This window comes from Brevundimonas sp. SL130 (assembly GCF_026625805.1).
GTDB lineage: Bacteria > Pseudomonadota > Alphaproteobacteria > Caulobacterales > Caulobacteraceae > Brevundimonas.
The window spans coordinates 2415206-2438289 of record NZ_CP113064.1 but is presented as its reverse complement, the minus strand read 5'-3'; the positions used below and the strand labels follow the sequence as shown (position 1 = coordinate 2438289).

Below are 23084 nucleotides of genomic sequence, written 5' to 3'. Positions count from 1 at the left end.
CGCCGCGCGCCCAAGCGCGGCCGAGGCGGGTGGAGCCCCGCCAAGACGGGCCGATTGCTGGTCAATCTGGCCGGCGCGGCCAGTCTGTCGCTGAGCGCCGGACCCGTATCGGCGCAAACCCCGCCAACCTCGCCTTCGGTCGCCCCCGCGACCGCGTCCTCTACGCCTTCACCCGGTCCTGCTGATGCTTCCGAACCGCGTAACACCCCCAGCCCTGAACCGCGTCAGCCGCCTCCCGGCCAACGCGATCTCGGCCTCGAACGCCAGTCCGCTCTCGGTCCCCCCCGTCGGCGTAGACGGAGGAGCAGCCTGATGGTCGGCATTCTCGAAGACAAGGACCGGATCTTCACCAATCTGTACGGCTTCCACGACTGGGGGCTGGACGGGGCGAAGAACCGCGGCGCCTGGAACGCCACCAAGGACATGCTGGACCTTGGCCGCGACTGGATCATCAACAACGTCAAGGCGTCCGGCCTGCGCGGCCGTGGCGGGGCCGGTTTCTCGACCGGTCTGAAGTGGTCCTTCATGCCCAAGGAAGTGAAGGATCGCCCTCACTACCTGGTCGTCAACGCCGATGAATCCGAGCCCGCGACCTGCAAGGACCGGGAGATCATGCGCCACGATCCGCATCTGCTGATCGAAGGCTGCCTGATCGCCTCCTTCGCCATGCAGGCCCACGCCTGCTACATCTATCTGCGCGGCGAATATGTGCTTGAGCGCGAGCGGATGGAGGCGGCGGTCAAACAGGCCTATGAGGCCAAGTTGATCGGCAAGGACAATGTCCACGGCTGGGACTTCGACGTCTATATCCACCACGGCGGCGGCGCCTATATCTGCGGCGAAGAGACCGCCCTGCTGGAATCCCTGGAAGGCAAGAAGGGCCAGCCGCGCCTGAAGCCGCCGTTCCCGGCCGGCGCGGGCCTGTACGGCTGCCCGACCACGGTGAACAACGTCGAGTCGATCGCCGTCGTCGGCACCATCCTGCGTCGCGGCGCGGACTGGTTCGCCGGCTTCGGCCGTGCGAACAACACCGGCACCAAGCTGATGTCCCTGTCGGGTCACGTGATGACGCCCTGCGTCGTCGAAGAGACCATGTCCATCCCGCTGCGCCAGCTGATCGAAGAACACGGCGGCGGCGTTCGCGGCGGCTGGGGCAATCTGAAAGCCATCATCCCCGGCGGCGCCTCCTGCCCGGTCATCACGCGCGACCAGGCCGAAACCGTGCTGATGGACTTCGACTCCATGCGCGAGGTTCGCTCGTCGTTGGGTACAGCCGGCGTGACCGTGATGGACGAGTCCACCGACATCGTGAAGGCGATCGCCCGCATCAGCTATTTCTTCAAGCACGAGAGCTGCGGCCAGTGCACGCCGTGCCGCGAAGGCACGGGCTGGATGTGGCGCGTGCTGGAGCGGATGGCCGTGGGCGAGGCCGATCCGTCGGAGATCGACCTGCTGCTGGACGTCGCCGGTCAGGTCGAGGGCCACACCATCTGCGCCCTGGGCGACGCGGCGGCCTGGCCGGTTCAGGGCCTGATCCGTCACTTCCGCCACGAGATCGAAGAGCGTATCGCCAACTACCGCAGCCGCCGCGCGAACTTCGCCGGCCACGCGATCGCGGCGGAGTAGTGATGCGCCTGTCGTCCGCCATCGTGATCGGAGCCTTCGCTCTCGCCGCTTGCGGCGAGCGTGAAGCTGCGCCGACGCCTGCGGAAAAGGTTGCGACTGCGGCCAAGCCGTCCGACGCCGTGCAGACGGCGCCGGCGGTGCTGACCCCGGCCGACCTGCGTCGCGTCTGCCGCGCCGGTCTGGCCGCGATCCACGGCCAGCCGCCGATGGCCATCGACGTCGATGGCGTCGAAGGCGGCGTGGTCCACGCCTCGTGGCGCGCCCCGGTCGACGGCGGCCGGATGCGCGCAGACTGCCGTGTCGAGAAAGACCTGATCGTGTGGAAGCCGCTCGATCTGCCTGACGCCACGCTCGTTCGCTGGATGAACCAGTCGGACGATCCGGTGATCCGCTACGTCATGGACGGTCAGGCGATCACCGTGACCCAGACCCTCCCGGATGGGACGACGGAACAGGCCGAACTGGCCGTTCCCGCAGAAGAGGAGGCGCGGTGATGGCGGAAGAACCCGACAACCTCGGCCTTCAGATCCTGCGTCGCGTCGAAGGACGTCTGACGTCGATGGAAACCAAGATGGATCGCCTCGGCGAGGACGTGCACGACCTTAAGGTCCGCACCACCCACGTCGAGGAAGGGCTTGCAGGCGTCAATCGTCGCCTGGATCGCCTGGATCAACGTATCGAACGGGTCGAGACACGTCTGACCCTGGTAGACAGCCCTTACGGCGGAGTTCGAGAATAATGCCCATCGCCAAGGTCAACGGCGTCGAAGTCGAGTTCGAGCCCGGGATGACCGTGCTCCAGGTCGCCGAGCGCGCGGGGCAGGAAATCCCGCGCTTCTGCTATCATGAGCGCCTGTCCATCGCCGGCAACTGCCGCATGTGCCTGGTCGAGGTGAAGCCCGGACCGCCGAAGCCCCAGGCTTCGTGCGCGCTTCCGGCCGCCGAGGGCCAGGAGATCTTCACCGACACCCCGATGGTCAAGAAGGCCCGGGAAGGGGTGATGGAGTTCCTGCTCATCAACCACCCGCTGGATTGCCCGATCTGCGACCAGGGCGGCGAGTGCGATCTTCAGGACCAGTCCATGGCCTATGGCCGCGACGGCTCTCGCTATTCCGAGAACAAGCGCGCGGTCGAAGAAAAGAACATGGGTCCGACGATCAAGACCTTCATGACGCGGTGCATCCAGTGCACCCGTTGCGTCCGCTTCATCACCGAGGTCGCCGGCGTGCCGGACATCGGCATGATCTCGCGCGGCGAAGACGCCGAGATCACCACCTATCTGGAGAAGTCGGTCGCCTCGGAACTGTCGGGCAACGTCAATGACCTGTGCCCGGTCGGCGCCCTGACGCACCGGCCCTGGCAGTACCACTATCGTCCGTGGGAACTGAAGAAGACCGAGACCATCGACGTCATGGACGCCCTGGGCTCGAACATCCGCGCCGACTATCGCGGGGCCGAGGTCATGCGGGTTCTGCCGCGCGTGAACGAGGGCATCAACGAGGAGTGGCTGTCGGACAAGAGCCGCTATGTCGTCGACGGCCTCACCGCGCGCCGCCTGGACCGCCCGTGGATCCGCGAGAACGGCAAGCTGCGCGCCGCCTCGTGGAACGAGGCCCTGGACGCCGTCGCCGCCAAGCTGAAGGCGGCTTCGGCCGACCGGATCGGCGTGATCGCCGGCGACCTGCAAGACGCCGAGTCGATGAAGGCGACGCTGGACCTGTTCCGCGCCCTGGGCTCCAAGAACACCGACTGCCGCCAGGACGGCGCCGCCCTGGGCTATGGCCCGCGCGAGAGCTGGCTGTTCAACTCCGGCCTCGAAGGCATTGAAAAGGCGGACGCCATCCTGATCGTGGGCGTCAACCCGCGCGTCGAGGCGCCGCTGCTGAACGCCCGTCTGCGCAAGAGCTGGATCAAGGGCGGGGTCGAAATCGGCGTCATCGGCGAACAGGCCGACCTGACCTTCGACTACGCCTATCTGGGCGCGGGCTCGAAGACCCTGGCCAAGCTGCCGAAGTCGGCGATGGACTTCCTGACCAAGGCCGAGCGCCCGGCGATCATCGTCGGCTCCGGCGCGCTGAACGGGGAGGGCGGCGCCGCCGTCCTGAACGCCCTGGGCGCCCTGGCCAAGAAGGTCGGCGTCATCAGCGAAGGCTGGAACGGCTTCAACGTTCTGCACCACGCCGCCGCGCGCGTCGCCGGTCTGGACATGGGCTTCGTGCCGGCTGAAGGCGGTCTGACGGTTTCTGACATGCTGAAGCCGGGCGCGCTGGACGTGCTGTTCCTGCTGGGCGCCGACGAGGTCGATCCGACCGGCTCGAACGCCTTCCGCGTCTATCTGGGCAGCCACGGCGACCGCGGCGCGCACGGCGCCGACGTCATCCTGCCGGGCGCGGCCTATACCGAGAAGTCGGGCCTGTATGTGAACACCGAGGGCCGGGTGCAGATGGCCGAACGCGTCGTCTTCCCCAAGGGCGAGGCCAAGGAAGACTGGGCCATCATCCGCGCCCTGTCCGCCCGCGTCGACCACACCCTGGCCTACGACACCCTGGACCAGCTGCGCGCCAAGCTGATGGCCGATCATCCGACCTTCGGCCGGATCGACTATCTGCCGACGCCGGCCGCTTTTGATCCGTCCAAGCTGGGCGTCAAGGGCGACCTGGGCGACCGGGTCTTCGCCTCGGCGATCACGGACCCCTATCTTTCCAACCCGATCGCGCGCGCCAGCGCGACCATGGCCGAGCTGTCCGCCCTGCGGATCGCCCCGGTCGCGATGGCGGCGGAGTAAGTCATGGACGCTGCTACCTCTTTCTGGGCCACCCCCGGCGGCTGGACGCTGATCACACTGGGTCAGGTTCTGCTGATCACCGTGTGCGTCTTGCTCGCCGTCGCCTTCCTGCTGCTGGCCGACCGCAAGGTCTGGGCCTCGGTGCAGATGCGCAAGGGACCGAACGTCGTCGGCCCCTTCGGCCTGCTGCAGTCGTTCGCCGACATGCTGAAGTTCGTGCTGAAGGAGGTGGTCATCCCCTCCGGCGCCGACAAGGCGGTCTTCATCATGGCGCCGATCATCACCGTCATCCTGGCCTTCATGGCCTGGGCCGTGATCCCCTTCGCGCCGGGCTGGGTGGTGTCGGATCTGAACGTCGGCATCCTGTACATCTTCGCGGTCTCGTCGCTGGGCGTGTACGGCATCATCATGGGCGGCTGGGCTTCGAACTCGAAGTATCCGTTCCTGGGTTCGCTGCGTTCGGCGGCGCAGATGGTGTCCTATGAAGTCTCGCTGGGTCTGATCATCATCAATGTGATCCTGCTGGCCGGCACGATGAACCTGTCGCAGATCGTCGAAGGTCAGAGCGGCTATTTCTGGAACTGGTACGCCTTCGGCGGCGGGCAGGGCACCTGGCCCCTGATCGTGATCCTGTTCCCGATGTCGATCGTCTTCTTCGTCTCGGCCCTGGCGGAAACCAACCGCCCGCCGTTCGACCTGCCGGAAGCGGAATCCGAGCTCGTGGCCGGTTATCAGGTCGAATATAGCTCGACCACCTATCTGCTGTTCATGATGGGCGAGTACGTCAACATCGTCTTCATGTCGGCGATGATCAGCATCCTGTTCTTCGGCGGCTGGAACCCCGGCTTCCTGTCGCAGGAGACGCTGGACGGCCTGCCGGCCTGGATCGCCTACACCATCTATCTGCTGACCTTCATCACCAAGACGGTCTTCTGGTTCCTGGCCATCGCCCTGGTGAAGGCCTTCGTGCCCCGCTACCGCTATGACCAACTGATGCGCCTGGGCTGGAAGGTCTTCCTGCCCGCTTCGCTGGTGGCCGTGGTCATCACCGCCGCCTGGCGCGTCTTCGTGGTGGGTGCATAGATGAACCCGCGCGCCGTCATCCTGGCCCTGGTCGCATCGTGGGGCCTTTCCGCCTGCACTTTCGCGCCCATCGCCGCTCCGGCGCCGACCGATCCGGTCGCGTCCATGGAGCGGCGTGAGGATGATGCGCGTCGCGGCGGCGAACGGGTCAACCTGTGCCGGATGATGAGCCGGGACGATCCGCGCTATAAGGACATGGACTGCAAGGACGTGCTGCGGGGAGGCGGGGCGTGAAGCGCTTGATCCCTCTTTTGCTCCTGTCGTCCGCCCTTATGGCCTGTGCGCCCGATACGCGCATGCCCGAGTCCGGCTACCAATGGGAACGCCGTCAGGAACGTATCGAGCGTGAATGGCGCGACGCCCAGGCCCAGACCCAGTCCAAGACCCAGGGAGCGGCTCCGGCCGGCCCCGCCCAGACTTCAACCAACGGCGCCCCGGCGCCAGAGGATCGCTTCTGATGTTCACTCGTATCGCCCAGGCCGCCAAGGGCGCGATGATGCTCGACGCCATCGGCGCCATCGGCCTGACCCTGAAGTACATGGCCCGCCCCAAGGCGACCGTGAACTATCCGTTCGAGCGCAACCCGCAATCGCCGCGCTTCCGTGGCGAGCACGCGCTGCGCCGCTATGCGAACGGCGAGGAGCGTTGCATCGCCTGCAAACTGTGCGAGGCCATCTGCCCCGCCCAGGCCATCACCATTGAGGCCGAACCGCGCGCCGACGGCAGCCGCCGCACGACCCGGTACGACATCGACATGGTCAAGTGCATCTATTGCGGCCTGTGCCAGGAAGCCTGCCCGGTTGACGCTATCGTCGAAGGGCCGAACTCCGAATACGCCGTCGAAACGCGCGAAGAGCTGCTGTTCGACAAGGCCCGCCTGCTCGACAACGGGGATCGCTGGGAACGGCAGATCGCCAAGAATCTGGAACTCGACGCGCCTTACCGCTAAGGCGCTCTTCGCTTGAACGGGTCAGCGATTCCTCACCGGGGTCGCGGCCGATACGAAAGGGGCTTCGTCCCGACATGCTGCAAGGCATTGCCTTCTATCTGCTGGCGGCGGTCGCCACGGTTTCCGGCCTTCTGGTCGTGACCGCGCGCAACCCGGTGCACAGCGTGCTGTGGTTGATCCTCGCCTTCTTCTCGGCGGCGGGTCTGTTCGTCCTGCTGGGGGCCGAGTTCCTGGCCATGCTGCTGGTCGTCGTCTACGTCGGCGCCGTGGCGGTGCTCTTCCTGTTCGTCGTCATGATGCTGGACGTCGACTTCCTGAAGCTGCGCGAAGGCTACGCCCGGTACCTGCCGATCGGCGGCCTGGTCGCCGCCGTGCTGCTGGCTGAGATGATCGTGGTCTCCAGCGCGGTGATCCAGGGCGGCGCGACCGCTGGTCTGACCGGCCCCGGCGCGCCCGATCCCGACATGAGCAATGTCGAGGCCATCGGCCGGGTGCTCTACACCGACTATATCTACTTCTTCCAGGCGGCCGGGATCGTGCTGCTGATCGCCATGATCGGGGCCATCACCCTGACCCTGCGCCACAAGACGCACGTCAAGCGTCAGGACATCACCGCCCAGGTCAACCGCTCCGCCGCCAAGGCGATGGAGATCAAGTCGGTTCAGACCGGGCAGGGCGTCACGCCCGAGGAGCTTCTCTGATGGACATCGGTCTCATCCATTATCTCAGCGTGGCGGCGATCCTGTTCACCATCGGGGTCTTCGGCATCTTCGTGAACCGCAAGAACGTCATCATCATCCTGATGTCGATCGAGCTGATCCTGCTGGCCGTGAACATCAATTTCGTCGCCTTCTCGACCTATCTGAACGACATCAGCGGGCAGATCATGGCCATGTTCGTCCTGACCGTCGCCGCGGCCGAGGCCGCCGTCGGCCTGGCCATCCTGGTGACCTTCTTCCGTAACCGCGGCGACATCGCCGTCGACGACGCCTCCGTGATGAAGGGCTGAGCGTGAACCTCCACACCCTTATCATTCTCGGGATCTTCGCCCCGCTGCTGGGCGCGACCGTCGCCGGCCTGTTCGGCCGCCGTATCGGCAATATCCCGTCGCAGACCATCACGACCGGTCTGCTGTTCTTCTCGTGCGCCGTCGCCTGGACGGTGTTCGGCCAGTGGACCTGGGGCCATCTTGAGCCCTTCACCATCCGCCTGGCCCCCTTCATCAATGTGGGCGACTTCCAGTCGGCCTGGTCGATCCGCATCGACGCCCTGTCGGCGACCATGCTGATCGTGGTCACCAGCGTCTCGTCGCTGGTTCACCTGTATTCCTGGGGCTACATGTCCGAGGACGACAGCCGGCCGCGCTTCTTCGCCTACCTGTCCCTGTTCACCTTCATGATGCTGGCGCTGGTGACGGCCGCCGACTTCATGCAGATCTTCTTCGGTTGGGAAGGCGTGGGCCTGGCCTCGTATCTGCTGATCGGCTTCTGGTTCAAGAAGCCGACCGCCAGCGCCGCCGCCATCAAGGCCTTCGTCGTCAACCGCGTCGGCGACTTCGGCTTCGTCCTGGGCATCATCACCATCTTCTGGATGTACGGGACGATCGAGTTCTCGGAACTGTTCCCGCTGGTGGCGACCAAGGCCGGCACGACCTGGGAGTTCCTGGGCGTCCAGTGGTCCGCGCTCGACCTGGCCGGCTTCCTGCTGTTCATCGGCGCCATGGGCAAGTCGGCCCAGTTCTTCCTGCACACCTGGCTTCCGGACGCGATGGAAGGCCCGACCCCGGTCTCGGCCCTGATCCACGCCGCCACCATGGTGACCGCGGGCGTCTATATGGTCTGCCTGCTGTCGCCCATCTATGAGTACGCCCCCGGCGCCTCGCAGATCATCGCCATCATCGGCGCGATCACGGCCCTGTTCGCCGCCACGGTCGGCCTGACCCAGAACGACATCAAGCGGGTCATCGCCTATTCGACCTGTTCGCAGCTGGGCTACATGTTCTTCGCGGCGGGCGTCGGCGCCTATCAGTCGGCCATGTTCCACCTGTTCACCCACGCCTTCTTCAAGGCTCTGCTGTTCCTGGGCGCCGGATCGGTGATCCACGGCATGCACCATGAGCAGGACATGCGGAAAATGGGCGGCCTGTGGAAGCTGCTGCCGATCACCTATGCGGTCATGACCATCGGCACCATCGCCATCACCGGCCTGGGCATCCCTGGCGTCGGCGGCTTCGCCGGTTTCTATTCGAAGGACTCGATCATCGAGAGCGCCTTCGCCTCGGCCGCCTCGGGTCATTCGGCGGTCGGCATGTTCGCCTTCTGCATCGGCCTGATCGCCGCCGGTCTGACGGCCTACTACTCCTGGCGCCTGATCTTCATGACCTTCCACAACAAGCCGGTGTGGAAGGAAGAGGGCGACGCCCATCATGAGGACGACCATGCCTCGCACGCTCATGGCCACGACGATCACGCGCATGACGACCACGCGCATGACGACCATGGCCACCACGGCCCGCTGCACCCGCATGAGAGCCCCTGGGTCATGCTGGTTCCGCTGATCCTGCTGTCGGTCGGCGCGGTCGCTGCGGGCTTCGTGTTTGCGCCGCACTTCATCGGCCACCACGAGCATGAGTTCTGGCGCGGGGCCATCTTCACCGGCGAGCACAACCATGTGCTCCACGAAAGCCATGACGTCCCGACCTGGGTGAAGTGGTCGCCGCTGATCCTGACCCTGACCGGCACGGCCTTCGCCTACTGGATCTATGTCGCTCGCGAGGGCATGGGCCGTCGCATGGCCGAGCGGGACGGGGCGATCTACCGCTTCCTCTACAACAAGTGGTATTTCGACGAGCTGTACGACTTCGTCTTCGTGCGCGGCTTCAAGGCCATCGGCGACTTCTTCTGGAAGATCTTCGACGTGAAGATCATCGACGGCCTCGGCCCCAACGGCGCCGCCTGGGCGTCGCTGAAATCGGCCGGCTGGCTGTCCAAGTTCCAGTCCGGTTTCCTCTATTACTATGCCTTCGTGATGCTGCTCGGGGTGGCCGGTCTGCTCACCTTCGCCATCTTCGCGTGGGGAGTCTGAGCCCGTGCCCTACATCCTGAGCCTCGTTACATTCCTGCCGCTGGTCGGCGCCCTGGCGATCTTCCTCGCTCGGCTGGCGTCCAAGACCCAGGACGCCGCCGCCCCGGCCGCGCGCTGGATCGCCCTGCTGACGACCCTGGTCGTGCTGGGGGTGTCGGTCGTGCTGGTCGCCGGCTTCGATCCGTCGAACGTCAGCTATCAGTTCGTCGAGATGGTCCCCTGGTTCGCTGGGGCCAGCTATCACCTGGGCGTTGACGGGATTTCGATCCTGTTCGTCCTGCTGACGGCCTTCCTGATGCCGATCTGCATCCTGGCCAGCTGGAAATCGATCGAGACGCGCGTCGTCGAATATATGATCGCCTTCCTGTTGCTGGAGACCCTGGTCATCGGCGTCTTCACGGCGCTGGACCTGTATCTCTTCTACATCTTCTTCGAAGGCACCCTGGTGCCGATGTTCCTGATCATCGGCATCTGGGGCGGCGCCAACCGCATCTACGCGGCCTACAAGTTCTTCCTCTACACCCTGCTGGGGTCGGTGCTGATGCTGCTGGCCATGCTGTGGATGTCGCACACCGCCGGCACCACCAGCATCCCCGAGCTGAAGCAATACGCCTTCGACCCGGCGGTTCAGCCCCTGTTGTGGCTGGCCTTCTTCGCCTCCTTCGCGGTGAAGATGCCGATGTGGCCGGTCCACACCTGGCTGCCCGACGCCCACGTTCAGGCGCCGACGGCGGGCTCGGTCATCCTGGCCGGAATCCTGCTGAAGCTGGGCGGTTACGGCTTCATCCTGTTCAACGTGCCCATGTTCCCGGTCGCGTCCGAGATGTTCCGCCCGCTGGTCTTCACCCTGTCGGTGATCGCCATCGTCTACACCTCGCTGGTCGCCTGGCGTCAGACGGACATCAAGAAGCTGATCGCCTATTCGTCGATCGCCCACATGGGCTTTGTCACCCTCGGGATCTTCTCGGGCAACGACCAGGGCATGCAGGGCGCCGTGTTCCAGATGATCAGCCACGGTCTGATCTCGGGCGCGCTGTTCCTCTGCGTCGGCGTGGTCTACGACCGGATGCATACGCGTGAGATCGCCTTCTACGGCGGCCTGACCTCGCGCATGCCCTGGTTCGCCGCCATCTTCCTGATGTTCACCATGGCCAACGTCGGCCTTCCGGGCACCTCGGGCTTCATCGGCGAAGTCCTGACCATGACGGGCGCCTATCAGGCCTCGACCTGGGCGGCCCTGGTGGCGGCCTCGGGCGTGATCTTCTCGGCGGTCTACGCCCTGACCCTGTATCGTTCGGTCATGTTCGGCGAGATCACCAATCCGAAGCTGATGACCATCGCCGACATCGACAAGCGTGAGCTTGCGCTGTTCGTGCCGTTGATCCTCGGAACCCTGTGGCTGGGCGTCCATCCGGCCGCCGTCCTCGATTACACCGGGCCCGCCGTCGAGGCCCTGACCAATGCCTATCGCGTCGCGATCGGCGGGTGAGACCAAGCATGCCTGATCTGTCCTCCGCCCTGCATCTCGCCGCCTCGGAGCTGACCCTCGCGGTCGGCGCCCTGGTCCTGCTGATGGTCGGCGCCTTCATCGGCGACAAGAGCGCCCGGCTGGTGTCCATCCTGTCGGTCCTGCTGCTGATCGCGGCCGCCGTCATCGCCTTCATGGGACCGTGGGGCGTCGCCTTCAACGGCGCCTATGTGGCCGACCCGCTGGCCATCTACGGCAAGAGCGTCATCTATCTGTCCGCCGCCGTGGCCATCGTCCTGGGCGACGGCTGGATGAAGCGCACGCACATCGCCAAGTTCGAATATCCGGTCCTGATCGTGCTGGCCGCGGTCGGCATGGGGATGATGGCGTCCTCGGGCGACCTGATCTCCATGTACGTCGGGATCGAGCTGCACTCGCTGGCCCTGTACGTCCTGGCCGCCTTCCACCGCGACGACGTCAAGGCGTCGGAAGCGGGGCTGAAGTATTTCGTCCTGGGCGCCCTGTCGTCGGGCCTGCTGCTTTACGGCTCCAGCCTGATCTACGGCTTCGCCGGTTCGATGCGGTTCGAGGATATCGCCGCCTTCGCCGCCGACCATCCGGGCCCCGGCCTGGTGTTCGGCCTGGTCTTCCTGATCTGCGGTCTGGCGTTCAAGGTCTCGGCCGCGCCCTTCCACATGTGGACGCCTGACGTCTATGAGGGCGCGCCGACGCCGGTCGTGGCCCTGTTCGCCACCGCGCCCAAGGTCGCCGCCATGGTGCTGATCGCCCGTGTGCTGGAAGGCGGTTTCGCCGAGGCCCATGCGCAATGGTCGCAGGTCCTGATCGCCATCTCCCTGCTCAGCTTCGTCGTCGGGGCCTTCGGCGGGATTGCGCAGAAGGACATCCAACGCCTGCTGGCCTATTCGTCCATCGCCAACATAGGCTACGCCCTGCTAGGCATCGCCGCCGGCACCAGCGAAGGCCTACAGGCCATGCTGATGTTCATGACCCTGTATGTCATCGACCAGCTGGGCTTCTTCGCCATCCTGCTCAGCCTGTCCAAGTCGGGCCGCCCGATCCGCCGCATCGCCGATCTGGCGGGACTGAAGAAGGACCGTCCGGTCACGGCCATCGCCCTGACCGTGCTGTCGCTTTCGGTCCTGGGCATGCCGCCGCTGTCCGGCTTCTGGGCCAAGTATTATGTCTTCGGCGCCGCCGCCGACGCCGGGCTGTGGCCGGTCGCGGCCGCCGGTCTGGTCGCCTCGGTCGTCGCCGCCTTCTATTATCTGCGGATCATCAAGCTGATGTGGTTCGACGCGCCGGTTGACGACATCAAGATGGACAAGGCCTCGCCGGAAACCAGCATCATCGGCTGGACCTGCGCCGCCTTCGCCTTTCCGCTGGTGATTGCGGGTCTGATCTGGCTGGAGCCGCTGACCAAGGTTGCGAGCGCCGGCTTCGGGAACGGTTAGGGCGTTGACGCCCATACCCCTGGTCATCCTCGACGAGATCGACTCGACCAACGCCGAGGCGCGTCGTCTGGCCGAGGCGGGAGAGGCCGGACCGCGCTGGATCGTGGCGCGCCGTCAGACCGCAGGTCGCGGCCGTCGCGGTCGGAAATGGGATACCGAAAAGGGCAACCTGGCCGCCACCCTGCTGGTCACCACGCCCAAGTCAGCGGCCGAGGCGGCCCAGGCCACCTTCGTCGCGGCCCTGGCTGTGGCCGACCTGCTGGACGTCTTCGTCTCGCCGGCCCTGGTGACGATCAAATGGCCGAACGACGTCCTGCTGGACGGGGTCAAGGTTTCGGGCATTCTGGTCGAGTCCGGCGCCCATGCGAACGGCGACCTGTGGCTGGCCGTCGGCATCGGCGTGAACCTGGCCCATGCGCCGGACGATACCGAACGGGGCGCCACCGCGATCGCCGCCCGCCTGCGCGCCGACCTGGCCTATGTCCCCCCCATCGAGGCCGCCGCCGAGATCTTGGCCGAGACCTTCGCCGTCTGGTGGGGCCGCTGGCAGACGCTCGGCTTCGAACCGGTGCTGGACGCCTGGACCAGCCGCCTGGCCGGCCTGGGCGGTCCCTGCGTCGCCCGTCTGGACAATGAGACGCTGGAAGGCGTGGCCGAAGGGGTCGAGCCTGACGGGGCCCTGCGTCTGCGCCTGACCGACGGTTCGGTCCGCCTGATCTCGGCCGGCGACGTCTTCTTCGGGCAAAAATCTCTGGCAGGGGCGGCCTGACATGCTGCTCGCCATCGAACAGGGCAACACCAATACGCTGTTCGCCGTCCACGACGGCTCGGACTGGATCGCCCAGTGGCGCGCCGCCACCGACGCCAGCCGCACCGCCGACGAATACGCCGTCTGGCTGAACCAGCTGATGGGGATGAAGGGGCTGGCGTTCGGGGCCCTGAGCGGCTGCATCATCTCCAGCGTCGTGCCCCAGTCGATCTTCAACCTGCGCAATCTGGCGCGCCGCTATCTGAACATTGAACCCCTGGTCATCGGCGAGAACGCCGAGCTGGGCATCGACGTCCGTATCGCCAAACCCAGCGAGGCCGGCGCCGACCGTCTGGTCAACGCCATCGGAGCCAAGCTGGTCTATCCCGGCGATCTGATCGTGATCGACAGCGGCACGGCCACGACCTTCGACATCGTCGCCGACGACGGCGCCTTCGAGGGCGGCCTGATCGCGCCGGGCATCAATCTGTCGCTCCAGGCCCTGCACGAGGCGGCGGCCAAACTGCCGCGCATCGCCATTCAGCGCCCCGACCACGTCATAGGCAAGGGCACGGTCGAGGCCATGCAGTCCGGCGTCTTCTGGGGCTATATTTCGTTGATCGAAGGCTTGGTGCAGCGCATCAAGGCGGAATGGGCGCGGCCCATGACCGTCATCGGAACCGGCGGCGTCGCCAGCCTGTTCGAAGGTGCGACCGACAGCATTGATCACTTCGATCCCGACCTGACTATTCGCGGCCTCCTGGAAATCTGGCGTCGTAACGCCCAAATGAACGACTGAATGAAAAAGCAAACCCAAGACGAACTCGTTTTCCTGCCGCTAGGCGGCTCGGACGAGGTCGGTATGAACCTCAACGCCTATGGCTTCGGGCCAGAGGCCAATCGTGAATGGCTGATCGTCGATGTCGGCGTCACCTTCGGCGACCTGTCCACGCCCGGCGTGGACGTGATCGTGCCCGATCCTTCCTATCTGGAAGGCGAGACGATCAAGGGCATCGTCCTGACCCACGCGCACGAAGATCACATCGGCGCCCTGGGCTGGCTGTGGCCGCGCATCAAGGCGCCGATCTACGCCACCCCCTTCACCGCCTATCTGATCCGGGACAAGCTGCGCGAACGCGGCATCCTGGACGAGGTGCAGCTGATCGAGGTGCCGCTGGGCGGCACGGTCGATATCGGCTCGTTCGGCGTGACCTTCGTCAACATGAGCCACTCGATCGCTGAGCCGAGCGGCCTGGCCATCGACACCCCCCTGGGCATGGTGTTCCACACCGGCGACTGGAAGATCGACGACCAGCCGATCATCGGCGAGAAGACCGACGCCCCCGCCATTCGCGCCATGGGCGACGAGGGCGTGCTGGCCATGGTCTGCGACTCGACCAATGTCTTCGTGCCGGGCGTCGCCGGGTCCGAAGGCGATGTCGCCGTCGCCATCTCCAAGCTGATCGCCAGCCTCAAGGGCCGGGTCGCCGTGGGCTGTTTCGCCTCCAACGTGGCCCGGATGGACAGCGTCATCCGCGCCGCCGAGGCCTGCGGGCGTCGCGTGTCCCTGGCCGGCCGTTCGATGCACCGCATCACTGCTGCGGCCAAACACGTCGGCATGTTGCAGGACGTCAAACCCTTCCTGTCCGACGAGGAGGCCCGCGTCTGGCCCGCCGACCAGATCCTGTATCTGTGCACCGGCAGCCAGGGCGAGGCCCGTGCGGCCCTGTCGCGCGTCGCCGACGGCACCCATCCGGTCGTGAAGCTGGGCCTGGGCGACCATTGCATCTTCTCGTCGCGTCAGATCCCCGGCAACGAACTGGCCATCGGCAATCTACAGGATCGCCTCGCGGACCGGGGCGTGCGCCTCTACACCGAGAAGGACCATCCCGGCATCCACGTCTCGGGCCACCCGTGCCGTGACGAGCTGAAGCAGATGTACGAATGGGTGCGGCCGCAGATCGCGGTTCCGACCCATGGCGTGCGCCGCTTCCTGCTGGAACACGCCAACCTGGCCAAGGACATCGGCGTCAAGGAGACCGTGACCCCGCGCAACGGCGACATGGTTCGCCTGGCCCCCGGACCGGCCAAGATCATCGACGAAGTGCCGAACGGTCGCCTGTACGTCGACGGCGGCATGTTGGTGACCGAGCAGGGCGAGGCCCTGAAGGAACGTCGCCACGCCTCGACCAACGGCGTGCTGATCGTCAGCTTCGCCCTCGACAAGCGCGGCCGTATCGCCAGCGACATCGACATCCGCAGCGTCGGTCTGCCGGGCGACACCGCCACGCCCCTGGGCGACGCCCTGGATAATCTGGCCGAGCGCGTCGAACAGGTGATCAAGAACCTGAAGGGCGACGCCCTGGACGACGAAATGGTCATCGAACAGGCCGTCGCTCGCGTGCTGAAGAAGGCGAGCCAGCAGATTTGGGATCGCCGTCCCATCGTCGAGACGGTCGTTCTGCGCGTCTGACGCCCCGCGCCTGCTTCACCCTCGGGTTCGTCTCGAGGGCCCACCTGTCCGCGCCCCGGACAGGTGGGGCAGGGGGCGAGCTTCAGCCCTCCGTATCTCGGCTCTCAGCCGCTTGGCCTCCCGGACAGGCGTGGCGGCTGCGAATTGGCATCGCCTCATCCGCCCCGGTTCGGCTATATCGCGTTCATGGCCGAACGACTCTTCCTGCTGAATCCCGACTGGCATGACGACCAGGGCGGCCCGTGGTTCTGTCCGGCCGGCGCCTATGTCGAGGGCGTGCTCGCCTTCTATCCTCAGCTGCGGGACGCCCTTGAGGTGGTCTATCTGGACCATGCCCGCCCGCGCCCGCCGGTCATCGCCGAGGTCGGCGAAGCGCATCAGAGCTGCCCGATCCTGATCCTGGACGGCGAACTGGACTGGCCCGAGGCCCAGGTCAGCGAAACGACCGGGCGTCGCTTCCTTCAGGATCACGCCATCGCCCCCTATCTGGCGGCCCGCTACGGCGTCGGCCGGCCGCATCCCTGAGGGCGCGGCCGGAGGACTATACGCGGATTTTTAAGACCAAGTCTTACGGCAGGGGGCCGTGGCGCACGCTCAAGTTTCATGGCAAAAACTCGCGCTAGGTAAATGGGGGCTGTAGATGGCTGAGGTTGGCGCTGCTTGGGTACAAGCCATTGCTGCGATTGCGACGTTCGGTGCCGCTTGTGTTGCCGTCTGGGCCACTTTCAGCGCACCCAAACGTGCGGCGGAGATCGCAGAAGAACTCCGAAGGACGAACGACCGAATTGATGCTGAGCGGAGATCACAGTCCTATATATTGGAAACGTTGCTTCGGCATCGAGGCAATATCATTCATGGTGATGCTGTTAACGCCCTTAACCTGATCGACATTGTTTTTATGAACGCACTCGATGTCAGGGAAGCCTATCAACAGTTCTGGAACGCAACAGCTGAACCTACCCCCTGGGAACTTAAGGTAGAACGCTACAATACAATAATCGAAAGAATTATTCGGCACTTAGGGATGAGTGACCACATCAAGGCGTCCGATATACAACGAAGCTATCATCCCGTGGGGCATGCCAAATTTGCTCAAGTTCAGAATGCGGAAATGGACGTGCGTTGGAAATGGTACTTCAACGAAGACGGCACTCCGAAGGATCGGCAGAGTATTTTTAAAGCCAAAATCGGATAAAGCGGAAAGTGTATCAGTCGCCGAGCGTGGCCTTGCGATAGGTCTCGTCCAGTTCGAACACCTCGGCCGACACCTCGACCTTGTCGGCCCTGCCGGCCAGGGCGGCGGTCAGAATCTCCAGCACCCGTTCGCTCAGGGCGATCTTCTGCTCCGGCGTGCGGCCCAGCATCAGGCCGACGCGGCAGGCCAGCATGGCGGTGTCGGGCGCGTCGTCGGCGATGACGACGTGATCCAGGGCGATCAGCCGGGTCTTGCAGGTCGACAGGGCGGCCCCGGCGATCTCGACGGCGGCTTGGTGGATCTCCAGCGCCACCGGGGTCCAGTCGATCTCGGCCAGGCGGCGGGTGTATTCCACGGTGATCTGCGGCATGTCGGGGACTCGTCGAGGGGGGGCTGATCCTCTAGACCGGTTTCAACCGGACGCCAAAGCCCGGACCAGGAGGTCTCATGCCCATCGGCCCCATCACCATGTTCGGCATCTACATCATCGTCTGGTGGACGGTGCTGTTCGCGGTCCTGCCGCTGGGAACCTCGCGCGAGACGCACGAACCGCCGACGGACGGCGCCCAGTGGGGCGCGCCGACCACGCCGAACCTGAAGCGCAAATTCATCACCACCACCTGGGTCGCGGCCCTGGTCTGGGTCTTCGTCATGGTGCTGATCTTCACCGGCTGGCTGCCCCTGCCGGACTTCTCGCGCGCGCCGGCGGTGTGACGGTCTAAGGAAGGCCGTCATTAATTCTCAGGCGCAACGGCTAGGATGGCGGGCGGGCGCCCTCGGCCAGCCGCCACGCCGCCGCGACGGGTTGGATGTCCAGATCGGCGGCCTTGGCCAGGCGGATCAGGCGGTCGATGTCTTCGGGTTTGCAGCCGTAGGGCGTGGGGGCGTCGCTGACGTCGTGGCCGTAGGCGATCAACCAACCCTTTGACGCCGCGGTGTTTTCAATCAGCTTTTCGAGATCATAGTTGGGCAGGCGGCGGCGCTCCAGACCGATGGCCCGCAACAGGCTGCGGTCCGCACGGCCTATATTGATCCCGTTGCCCACGCCTCGGCCGCATAGAAAGCGGCCGTCGATCACAGACTTGGTGGTCAGGGCGCAGTCGCCGAACGGATAGGCGAAGCTGAGCATCTGATAATCGCCCAGCCGTTCCGACACCCAGGCGGCGTTGCGAGCCAGGCTGGCGTCCAGTTCGGCCGGCGACAGGCGCAGGGTCGAGACGTGTTCGTAGGTGTGGCAGCCGACCTCATGCCCGGCGGCGTGCAGGGCTTGCAGATGTTCGGTCTCGAACTGGGGCAGATCCAGATTGCGTCCGCCCGCGAGACCGCCGCAGACATAATAGGTGGCCTTCACCCCGTGCTGCGCCAGCACCGGCCCAGCCTCGAGCCAGGCCGAGGCGGGGATGTCGTCGAAAGACAGGCTCAATACGCCTCGCGTCGGCTGGATCGTCGCGGGACGAACATCCAGATAGAGGCCGGCGCGGCGGCGTATCTTGTCGATGAAGGCGTTCATGCCGCTCTTATGACCGATCGGGCTTAAGGCCGGGTTTCAGACCTTGACCGGTTGGACGGTCAGGCCGCGGACGCCGAAGACGCGGCGATAACGTTCGATCTCGGCCGGATCGCCGACCGCCTTTTCGGGATTGTCCGACAGTTTGACGGCCGGGCGACCGCCGGCCTCCACGACCTTGCAGACCAGGGAGATGGGTTCCAGCTCCGGCGCGAATGCGGGCGAACAGTCGCGGAAGTCGTTGGTCAGATTGGTGCCCCAGCCGAAGCTGAGACGCGCTCGGCCATGGAAATGGGCGTGGGCGGCTTCGATGCCGTCGATGTCCATGCCGTCCGAGAAGATCAGCAGCTTCTCCTTCGGATCGCGGCCCCGTTCGCGCCACCAGTCGATCAATCGTTCGCCCGCAGCAATGGGCGGGGCCGAGTCAGGGCGGAAGCCGGTCCAGTCGGCGACCCAGTCCGGCGCCTGGTCCAGGAAGGCCTCGGTGCCGAAGGCGTCGGGCAGGACGACCAGCAGATTGCCGCCATAGTGCCGCCGCCACTCGTCCAGCACGGCATAGGGCGTCTGGGCCAGGGCCGCATCGTCCGGCGCCAGGGCCGCCATGACCATCGGCAGTTCGTGGCCGTTGGTGCCGATGGCCTCCAGATCATTCTCCATGGCGTGGAGCACGTTGGAGGTGCCGATGAAGGACCGGCCCAGGCCTTCCTTCAGCGCCTGGATGCACCACCTTTGCCACAGGAAGCCGTGACGACGGCGGGTGCCGAAGTCGGACAGGGCGAGATCGGGCAGGGCGCGCAGCCGCTCGACCTTGGACCAGAGCCGGGTCTTGGCGCGTGAGTAGAGGACATCCATCTCGAACCGTCCCAGACGGCGCAGACCGGTGCGGCAGCGCAGTTCGTTGAGGATGGCCAGAGCGGGGATTTCCCATAGCGTCACCTCGGCCCAGGCTCCGGAGAAGGTCAGGACATACTGGCCGTCCTGAACCGACAGGTCGTATTCGGGCAGGCGGTAGTCGGTCAGCCAGGCGATGAAGTCGGGCGAGAAGATCTGTTTCACGCCGTAAAAACTGTTGCCCGACAGCCAGACCAGTTCCTTGTTGGTGAAGCGCAGGGTGCGGGCGTGATCCAGCTGGTCGCGCAGGGCGGCGATGTCGATCTCGTCGGCCAGGCGGACGGACTTGGTGCGATTGATGACCTGGAAGACGACCGGCGTGTCGCGATGCTCGCGCCAGATCATCTGCAGCATCAGCAGCTTGTAGAAGTCGGTGTCCAGCAGGCTGCGAACGATGGGGTCCAGGCGGAAACCATGGTCATAGGCGCGTTTGGCGAGGTCCATGCCGCTTTCTAGGGCTTCAACGCTCGCCCCGCCACCACGGCGTCCTTGCCGAACTTTTCACGCAGCTTGTCGATGGCGCGTTCGGTCTTCAGGGTGCGGGTCTCAGTGGTTTGGAACAGGCCGCTCGGGCTGTCGTCGGCATCTTGGATGTCGGCCATGCCGATGCCGATCAGGCGATAGGGCGGCCCGAGTTCGGGCTTCAGCAGATCACGGCCGGCGGCGAACAGGGCGCGGGCGGTCTGAATTGGGTCAGGCAGGCTGATGCGGCGCGTGATGATCTTGAAATCGGCGCGGCGCAGCTTCAGCACCAGGACGCGGCTGGCGACGCCGTCGCGTCGAGCCTTGGACGCCAGTTTTTCGCACAGGGGCCAAAGCTCGGTTTCCAGCGCCTCGGCCGTGACCAGGTCTTCATTGAAGGTGGTCTCTGCGCTCATGCCCTTGCGGTCCCGGTCTGGGTTCACGGCGCGGGCGTCGCGGGCGTGGGACAGGTCGTGCAGGCGCAGGCCGGACTCGCCATAGCGTTTGACCAAGTCGCGGACGTCGGCCTTCGCCAGATCGCCGATGGTGGCGTAGCCGTCGCTGCGTAGCGCCTTGCCGAACACCGGCCCGACGCCGGGCAGGGTTGTGACGGGGCGCGGCGCCAACAGGGCCTGGGCGTTGGCGGCGCCGACCACGGAGAAGCCCCGCGGCTTGTCCATCTCGGACGCCATCTTGGCCAGGAAGCGGTTGGGGGCCAGGCCGATGGAGACGGTCAGGCCGGTCTCGTCTTCCATCTGCTTCTGGAACCGGATCAGTTGAAGGACCGGCGGGCCGCCGTTCAGCCGCTCGGTGCCGGACAGATCGACCCAGGCCTCGTCCAGCGACAGGGGTTGGATCAGGGGCGTCAGTCGACCCAGGGCGCCGAGGATACGTTCCGATTCGAAAACATATTTGGCGAAGTCGGGCTTGATCACCACGGCTTCGGGGCAGGCCTTCAGCGCCTTGAACATCGGCATGGCGCTGCCCACCCCGTACTGGCGCGCCACATAACAGGCGGTGGAGACCACGCCCCGCTTGCCGCCGCCGACGATGACAGGTTTGTCGCGCAGCTCGGGTCGGTCGCGCTTTTCCACCGACGCATAGAAGGCGTCGCAGTCCATGTGGGCGATGGACAGTTGATCCAGTTCGGGGTCTGCGACGACACGACGCGATCCGCATGACGGACAGCGTCGTTCAGGCGGGCCGGCGGGGTCTTCGCCGGTCCACAGGCAGTCGCGGCAGACGGCCTTTATGGCCAAGCTTAAGGTCTCCGTAACCTTGGCTTCACGCCAACTTAAGACTGAGAGTGGCAGTATCGCACACAATGAAGCCTCGCCAATTCGCAGGCGCGGCAGGTCAGGTGACGATGTCCAAAAAAGTCCTCATCGTCGAGGATAACGAGCTGAACATGAAGCTGTTTCATGATCTGCTCGATTCCCAGGGCTATGAAACCCTTCAGACCCGTGAGGGCCTGCAGGCGTTGGCTCTGGCGCGGGCGCATCATCCGGACCTGATCCTGATGGATATCCAGCTGCCTGAAATCTCCGGTCTCGAAGTCACCAAATGGCTGAAGGACGACGAGGAGTTGAACCATATTCCGGTCATCGCCGTGACCGCCTTCGCCATGAAGGGCGATGAGGAGCGTATCCGCCAGGGCGGGTGCGAGGCCTATATCTCCAAGCCCATCTCGGTCGTGCACTTCCTCGAAACGATACGGCAGCATCTGGGATGAGTGCGCGAATCCTGGTGGTCGACGATGTGGATGTGAATGTCCGTCTGCTCGAAGCCAAGCTGACCATCGAATATTATGACGTCCTGACCTGCCAAAACGGTGCCACCGCGCTTGAGCTCGCCGCCGAGCATCAGCCGGACCTGATTCTGCTCGATGTCATGATGCCGGGTATGGACGGGTTCGAGACCTGTCGTCTGCTGAAGGCGCGGGCGGAGACGCGACACATACCGGTGGTGCTGGTGACGGCGCTGGACGGGCGCGAAGACCGGATTCGCGGCCTTGAGGCCGGGGCGGACGATTTTCTGACCAAGCCTATCGACGACGTCGTCCTGTTCGCGCGCGTGAAGTCGTTGACGCGGCTGAAACAGGTGATGGACGAGCTGCGCGAGCGCGAGGAAAGCAGCCGGCGCATGGGCGTGGAAGGCGAGGGGGTCGCACGCCTGCGCAGCGAAGGCGGGCGTGTTCTGATCGTCGACGACAACGTCGCCCAGGCCGAGAAGATCGCCGCCGAATTGGGGCGCGAGCATCGCGTCGCCATCGAGACCGATCCAGAGGCGGCGATGGCGGCGGCCAAGGGCCCCCTGGATCTGATCATCGTCAATGTGGCGGCTGAAGCCTTCGACGGTTTGAGGGTCGTGGCCTTGGCCAAGTCGGGCGATGCGCGCCGGGCGCCGATCCTGGCCATCGTCGAGCCGAGCGAGCGACCGCGCATGGTCAAGGCGCTGGAACTGGGCGCCACCGACATTCTGCCGCGTCCCGTCGATCCCGAGGAGCTTTCGGCGCGGGTGCGCACCCAGATCCGACGCAAGCGCTATACCGATTTTCTGCGCCAGAAGCTGGACAGCAGCCTGGAGATGGCCGTCACCGACGCCCTGACCGGCCTGCATAACCGTCGCTACATGACCGGGCAGTTGCAGGCTCTGGTGGGACGGGCTGCGCACGGCGGTGCTTCTGTCGCCCTGCTGATGCTCGACATCGACCACTTCAAATCCGTCAACGATGGTTTCGGCCACGACGCCGGGGACGAGGTGCTGGCCGAGTTCGCCGTACGTCTGGCCACCAATGTGCGGGCTGTCGATCTGCCGTGCCGGATGGGCGGGGAAGAGTTTGTGGTGGTCATGCCGGGCGCCGGGCTGGACGACGCTCAGATGGTGGCGGAGCGAATCCGTCGCGACATCGCCTCCGCGCCCTTCCGGGTCATGGGCGGCAAAGAACAGCTGGCCGTCACCATTTCCATAGGCGTTGCGGCGACCACGGGCGACGGCGATACGCCGGAAAGCCTGCTCAAGCGCGCCGACGAGGGTGTCTACGAGGCCAAGGCCGGTGGCCGCAACAAGGTGGTCGCCAAGGCCGCCTGAGCCGTTCGGACGCTGCGTCGAACAAGAAAAACGCCCGGCTGTGAACAGCCGGGCGTCTTAAATTTATCAGCAGATCAAGTGCTTACTTGATCTTGCCTTCCTTGAAATCGACGTGCTTGCGCACGACCGGGTCGTACTTCTTGACGACCATTTTCTCGGTCATGGTGCGGGCGTTCTTCTTGGTGACATAGAAGAAGCCGGTGTCGGCCGTGGAGTTCAGGCGGATCTTGATGGAAGCCGGTTTGGCCATCG

Annotated in this window: 26 protein-coding genes; 21 read left to right on the top strand and 5 right to left on the bottom strand. The window is 65.3% G+C overall.

Going from position 1 to position 23084, the window contains the following annotated elements:
• Positions 1 to 312: 312 nt before the first annotated feature.
• From nuoF to OU998_RS11850, 18 genes are all read left to right on the top strand, one after another.
• A complete protein-coding gene (gene nuoF / locus OU998_RS11935; protein WP_267513770.1) occupies positions 313 to 1626 on the top strand; it encodes an NADH-quinone oxidoreductase subunit NuoF in 1314 nt (437 codons plus the stop codon).
• Between the two features lie 2 nt (positions 1627 to 1628).
• A complete protein-coding gene (locus tag OU998_RS11930) occupies positions 1629 to 2120 on the top strand; it encodes a hypothetical protein (protein ID WP_267513769.1) in 492 nt (163 codons plus the stop codon).
• Positions 2120 to 2365, top strand: coding sequence for a hypothetical protein (locus OU998_RS11925; RefSeq protein WP_267513768.1), 246 nt, complete (start codon positions 2120 to 2122; stop codon positions 2363 to 2365). The genes OU998_RS11930 and OU998_RS11925 overlap by 1 nt, the downstream gene beginning before the upstream one ends.
• Complete coding sequence (gene nuoG, locus OU998_RS11920; protein ID WP_267513767.1) at positions 2365 to 4410, top strand: NADH-quinone oxidoreductase subunit NuoG; 2046 nt, start codon at positions 2365 to 2367, stop codon at positions 4408 to 4410. Before OU998_RS11925 ends, nuoG begins: the two co-directional genes overlap by 1 nt.
• 3 nt (positions 4411 to 4413) lie before the next feature.
• Positions 4414 to 5493 carry an NADH-quinone oxidoreductase subunit NuoH gene (nuoH, locus tag OU998_RS11915; RefSeq protein ID WP_267513765.1) on the top strand — a complete coding sequence of 360 codons (1080 nt, stop codon included), beginning with the start codon at positions 4414 to 4416 and terminating at the stop codon, positions 5491 to 5493.
• Positions 5494 to 5727: a hypothetical protein gene (locus OU998_RS11910; RefSeq protein WP_267513763.1), complete on the top strand. Its 234-nt coding sequence runs from the start codon at positions 5494 to 5496 to the stop codon at positions 5725 to 5727.
• Positions 5724 to 5951 carry a hypothetical protein gene (locus OU998_RS11905; protein ID WP_267513761.1) on the top strand — a complete coding sequence of 76 codons (228 nt, stop codon included), beginning with the start codon at positions 5724 to 5726 and terminating at the stop codon, positions 5949 to 5951. The genes OU998_RS11910 and OU998_RS11905 overlap by 4 nt, the downstream gene beginning before the upstream one ends.
• Complete coding sequence (gene nuoI / locus OU998_RS11900; protein ID WP_183195166.1) at positions 5951 to 6442, top strand: NADH-quinone oxidoreductase subunit NuoI; 492 nt, start codon at positions 5951 to 5953, stop codon at positions 6440 to 6442. The genes OU998_RS11905 and nuoI overlap by 1 nt, the downstream gene beginning before the upstream one ends.
• A gap of 74 nt (positions 6443 to 6516) precedes the next feature.
• Entirely contained in the window at positions 6517 to 7143 is a 627-nt protein-coding gene (locus OU998_RS11895) for an NADH-quinone oxidoreductase subunit J (RefSeq protein ID WP_267513759.1), read from the top strand.
• Complete coding sequence (gene nuoK, locus OU998_RS11890) at positions 7143 to 7451, top strand: NADH-quinone oxidoreductase subunit NuoK (RefSeq protein ID WP_008264046.1); 309 nt, start codon at positions 7143 to 7145, stop codon at positions 7449 to 7451. Before OU998_RS11895 ends, nuoK begins: the two co-directional genes overlap by 1 nt.
• Before the next feature lie 2 nt (positions 7452 to 7453).
• Positions 7454 to 9526 carry an NADH-quinone oxidoreductase subunit L gene (gene nuoL / locus OU998_RS11885; protein WP_267513757.1) on the top strand — a complete coding sequence of 691 codons (2073 nt, stop codon included), beginning with the start codon at positions 7454 to 7456 and terminating at the stop codon, positions 9524 to 9526.
• A gap of 4 nt (positions 9527 to 9530) precedes the next feature.
• Positions 9531 to 11015 carry an NADH-quinone oxidoreductase subunit M gene (locus OU998_RS11880; RefSeq protein ID WP_267513756.1) on the top strand — a complete coding sequence of 495 codons (1485 nt, stop codon included), beginning with the start codon at positions 9531 to 9533 and terminating at the stop codon, positions 11013 to 11015.
• Between the two features lie 8 nt (positions 11016 to 11023).
• Complete coding sequence (nuoN, locus tag OU998_RS11875) at positions 11024 to 12466, top strand: NADH-quinone oxidoreductase subunit NuoN (protein WP_267513755.1); 1443 nt, start codon at positions 11024 to 11026, stop codon at positions 12464 to 12466.
• 4 nt (positions 12467 to 12470) lie between these two features.
• A complete protein-coding gene (locus tag OU998_RS11870) occupies positions 12471 to 13235 on the top strand; it encodes a biotin--[acetyl-CoA-carboxylase] ligase (RefSeq protein ID WP_267513754.1) in 765 nt (254 codons plus the stop codon).
• A gap of 1 nt (position 13236) precedes the next feature.
• Positions 13237 to 14013 carry a type III pantothenate kinase gene (locus OU998_RS11865; protein WP_267513753.1) on the top strand — a complete coding sequence of 259 codons (777 nt, stop codon included), beginning with the start codon at positions 13237 to 13239 and terminating at the stop codon, positions 14011 to 14013.
• Positions 14014 to 15687, top strand: coding sequence for a ribonuclease J (locus tag OU998_RS11860; protein WP_267513752.1), 1674 nt, complete (start codon positions 14014 to 14016; stop codon positions 15685 to 15687).
• Positions 15688 to 15873: 186 nt separating this feature from the next.
• Positions 15874 to 16212, top strand: coding sequence for a DUF3088 family protein (locus OU998_RS11855; protein ID WP_267513751.1), 339 nt, complete (start codon positions 15874 to 15876; stop codon positions 16210 to 16212).
• Between the two features lie 115 nt (positions 16213 to 16327).
• Positions 16328 to 16882, top strand: coding sequence for a DUF6680 family protein (locus OU998_RS11850; protein ID WP_267513750.1), 555 nt, complete (start codon positions 16328 to 16330; stop codon positions 16880 to 16882).
• A gap of 13 nt (positions 16883 to 16895) precedes the next feature.
• Here OU998_RS11850 and OU998_RS11845 read toward each other — a convergent pair whose 3' ends face one another.
• Positions 16896 to 17252: a 5-carboxymethyl-2-hydroxymuconate Delta-isomerase gene (locus OU998_RS11845; protein ID WP_267513749.1), complete on the bottom strand. Its 357-nt coding sequence runs from the start codon at positions 17250 to 17252 to the stop codon at positions 16896 to 16898.
• Positions 17253 to 17329: 77 nt separating this feature from the next.
• Here OU998_RS11845 and OU998_RS11840 point away from each other — a divergent pair, with 77 nt between their 5' ends.
• The gene (locus tag OU998_RS11840; RefSeq protein WP_267513748.1) at positions 17330 to 17596 is read left to right on the top strand and encodes a DUF1467 family protein; all 267 of its coding nucleotides are present in this window, start codon (positions 17330 to 17332) and stop codon (positions 17594 to 17596) included.
• Between the two features lie 40 nt (positions 17597 to 17636).
• Here OU998_RS11840 and OU998_RS11835 read toward each other — a convergent pair whose 3' ends face one another.
• The 3 genes from OU998_RS11835 to OU998_RS11825 are packed head-to-tail and all read right to left on the bottom strand — an operon-like array spanning position 17637 to position 21001.
• Entirely contained in the window at positions 17637 to 18392 is a 756-nt protein-coding gene (locus tag OU998_RS11835; protein ID WP_267513747.1) for a polysaccharide deacetylase family protein, read from the bottom strand.
• 36 nt (positions 18393 to 18428) lie between these two features.
• Positions 18429 to 19724 (bottom strand): nicotinate phosphoribosyltransferase, encoded by a 1296-nt coding sequence (gene pncB, locus OU998_RS11830; RefSeq protein WP_267513746.1) that lies wholly within the window; start codon positions 19722 to 19724, stop codon positions 18429 to 18431.
• An 8-nt stretch (positions 19725 to 19732) separates the two neighbouring features.
• On the bottom strand, positions 19733 to 21001 hold the full coding sequence (locus OU998_RS11825) for a DNA polymerase IV (protein WP_267513745.1): 1269 nt from the start codon (positions 20999 to 21001) through the stop codon (positions 19733 to 19735).
• A gap of 107 nt (positions 21002 to 21108) precedes the next feature.
• Here OU998_RS11825 and OU998_RS11820 point away from each other — a divergent pair, with 107 nt between their 5' ends.
• Positions 21109 to 21474, top strand: coding sequence for a response regulator (locus OU998_RS11820; RefSeq protein WP_267513744.1), 366 nt, complete (start codon positions 21109 to 21111; stop codon positions 21472 to 21474).
• A complete protein-coding gene (locus OU998_RS11815) occupies positions 21471 to 22832 on the top strand; it encodes a PleD family two-component system response regulator (RefSeq protein ID WP_267513743.1) in 1362 nt (453 codons plus the stop codon). The genes OU998_RS11820 and OU998_RS11815 overlap by 4 nt, the downstream gene beginning before the upstream one ends.
• Positions 22833 to 22914: 82 nt before the next feature.
• Here OU998_RS11815 and rpmG read toward each other — a convergent pair whose 3' ends face one another.
• Entirely contained in the window at positions 22915 to 23082 is a 168-nt protein-coding gene (gene rpmG / locus OU998_RS11810) for a 50S ribosomal protein L33 (RefSeq protein ID WP_008262536.1), read from the bottom strand.
• Positions 23083 to 23084 lie beyond the last annotated feature (2 nt).

Bases quoted from the DNA above. Each gene is read 5' to 3' on its own strand.
- nuoF (WP_267513770.1), top strand. From the start codon at position 313: ATGGTCGGCATTCTCGAAGACAAGGACCGGATCTTCACCAATCTGTAC.
- OU998_RS11930 (WP_267513769.1), top strand. From the start codon at position 1,629: ATGCGCCTGTCGTCCGCCATCGTGATCGGAGCCTTCGCTCTCGCCGCT.
- OU998_RS11925 (WP_267513768.1), top strand. From the start codon at position 2,120: ATGGCGGAAGAACCCGACAACCTCGGCCTTCAGATCCTGCGTCGCGTC.
- nuoG (WP_267513767.1), top strand. From the start codon at position 2,365: ATGCCCATCGCCAAGGTCAACGGCGTCGAAGTCGAGTTCGAGCCCGGG.
- nuoH (WP_267513765.1), top strand. From the start codon at position 4,414: ATGGACGCTGCTACCTCTTTCTGGGCCACCCCCGGCGGCTGGACGCTG.
- OU998_RS11910 (WP_267513763.1), top strand. From the start codon at position 5,494: ATGAACCCGCGCGCCGTCATCCTGGCCCTGGTCGCATCGTGGGGCCTT.
- nuoI (WP_183195166.1), top strand. From the start codon at position 5,951: ATGTTCACTCGTATCGCCCAGGCCGCCAAGGGCGCGATGATGCTCGAC.
- OU998_RS11895 (WP_267513759.1), top strand. From the start codon at position 6,517: ATGCTGCAAGGCATTGCCTTCTATCTGCTGGCGGCGGTCGCCACGGTT.
- nuoK (WP_008264046.1), top strand. From the start codon at position 7,143: ATGGACATCGGTCTCATCCATTATCTCAGCGTGGCGGCGATCCTGTTC.
- nuoN (WP_267513755.1), top strand. From the start codon at position 11,024: ATGCCTGATCTGTCCTCCGCCCTGCATCTCGCCGCCTCGGAGCTGACC.
- OU998_RS11865 (WP_267513753.1), top strand. From the start codon at position 13,237: ATGCTGCTCGCCATCGAACAGGGCAACACCAATACGCTGTTCGCCGTC.
- OU998_RS11860 (WP_267513752.1), top strand. From the start codon at position 14,014: ATGAAAAAGCAAACCCAAGACGAACTCGTTTTCCTGCCGCTAGGCGGC.
- OU998_RS11855 (WP_267513751.1), top strand. From the start codon at position 15,874: ATGGCCGAACGACTCTTCCTGCTGAATCCCGACTGGCATGACGACCAG.
- OU998_RS11850 (WP_267513750.1), top strand. From the start codon at position 16,328: ATGGCTGAGGTTGGCGCTGCTTGGGTACAAGCCATTGCTGCGATTGCG.
- OU998_RS11845 (WP_267513749.1), bottom strand. From the start codon at position 17,252: ATGCCGCAGATCACCGTGGAATACACCCGCCGCCTGGCCGAGATCGAC.
- OU998_RS11840 (WP_267513748.1), top strand. From the start codon at position 17,330: ATGCCCATCGGCCCCATCACCATGTTCGGCATCTACATCATCGTCTGG.
- OU998_RS11835 (WP_267513747.1), bottom strand. From the start codon at position 18,392: ATGAACGCCTTCATCGACAAGATACGCCGCCGCGCCGGCCTCTATCTG.
- pncB (WP_267513746.1), bottom strand. From the start codon at position 19,724: ATGGACCTCGCCAAACGCGCCTATGACCATGGTTTCCGCCTGGACCCC.
- OU998_RS11820 (WP_267513744.1), top strand. From the start codon at position 21,109: ATGTCCAAAAAAGTCCTCATCGTCGAGGATAACGAGCTGAACATGAAG.
- OU998_RS11815 (WP_267513743.1), top strand. From the start codon at position 21,471: ATGAGTGCGCGAATCCTGGTGGTCGACGATGTGGATGTGAATGTCCGT.
- rpmG (WP_008262536.1), bottom strand. From the start codon at position 23,082: ATGGCCAAACCGGCTTCCATCAAGATCCGCCTGAACTCCACGGCCGAC.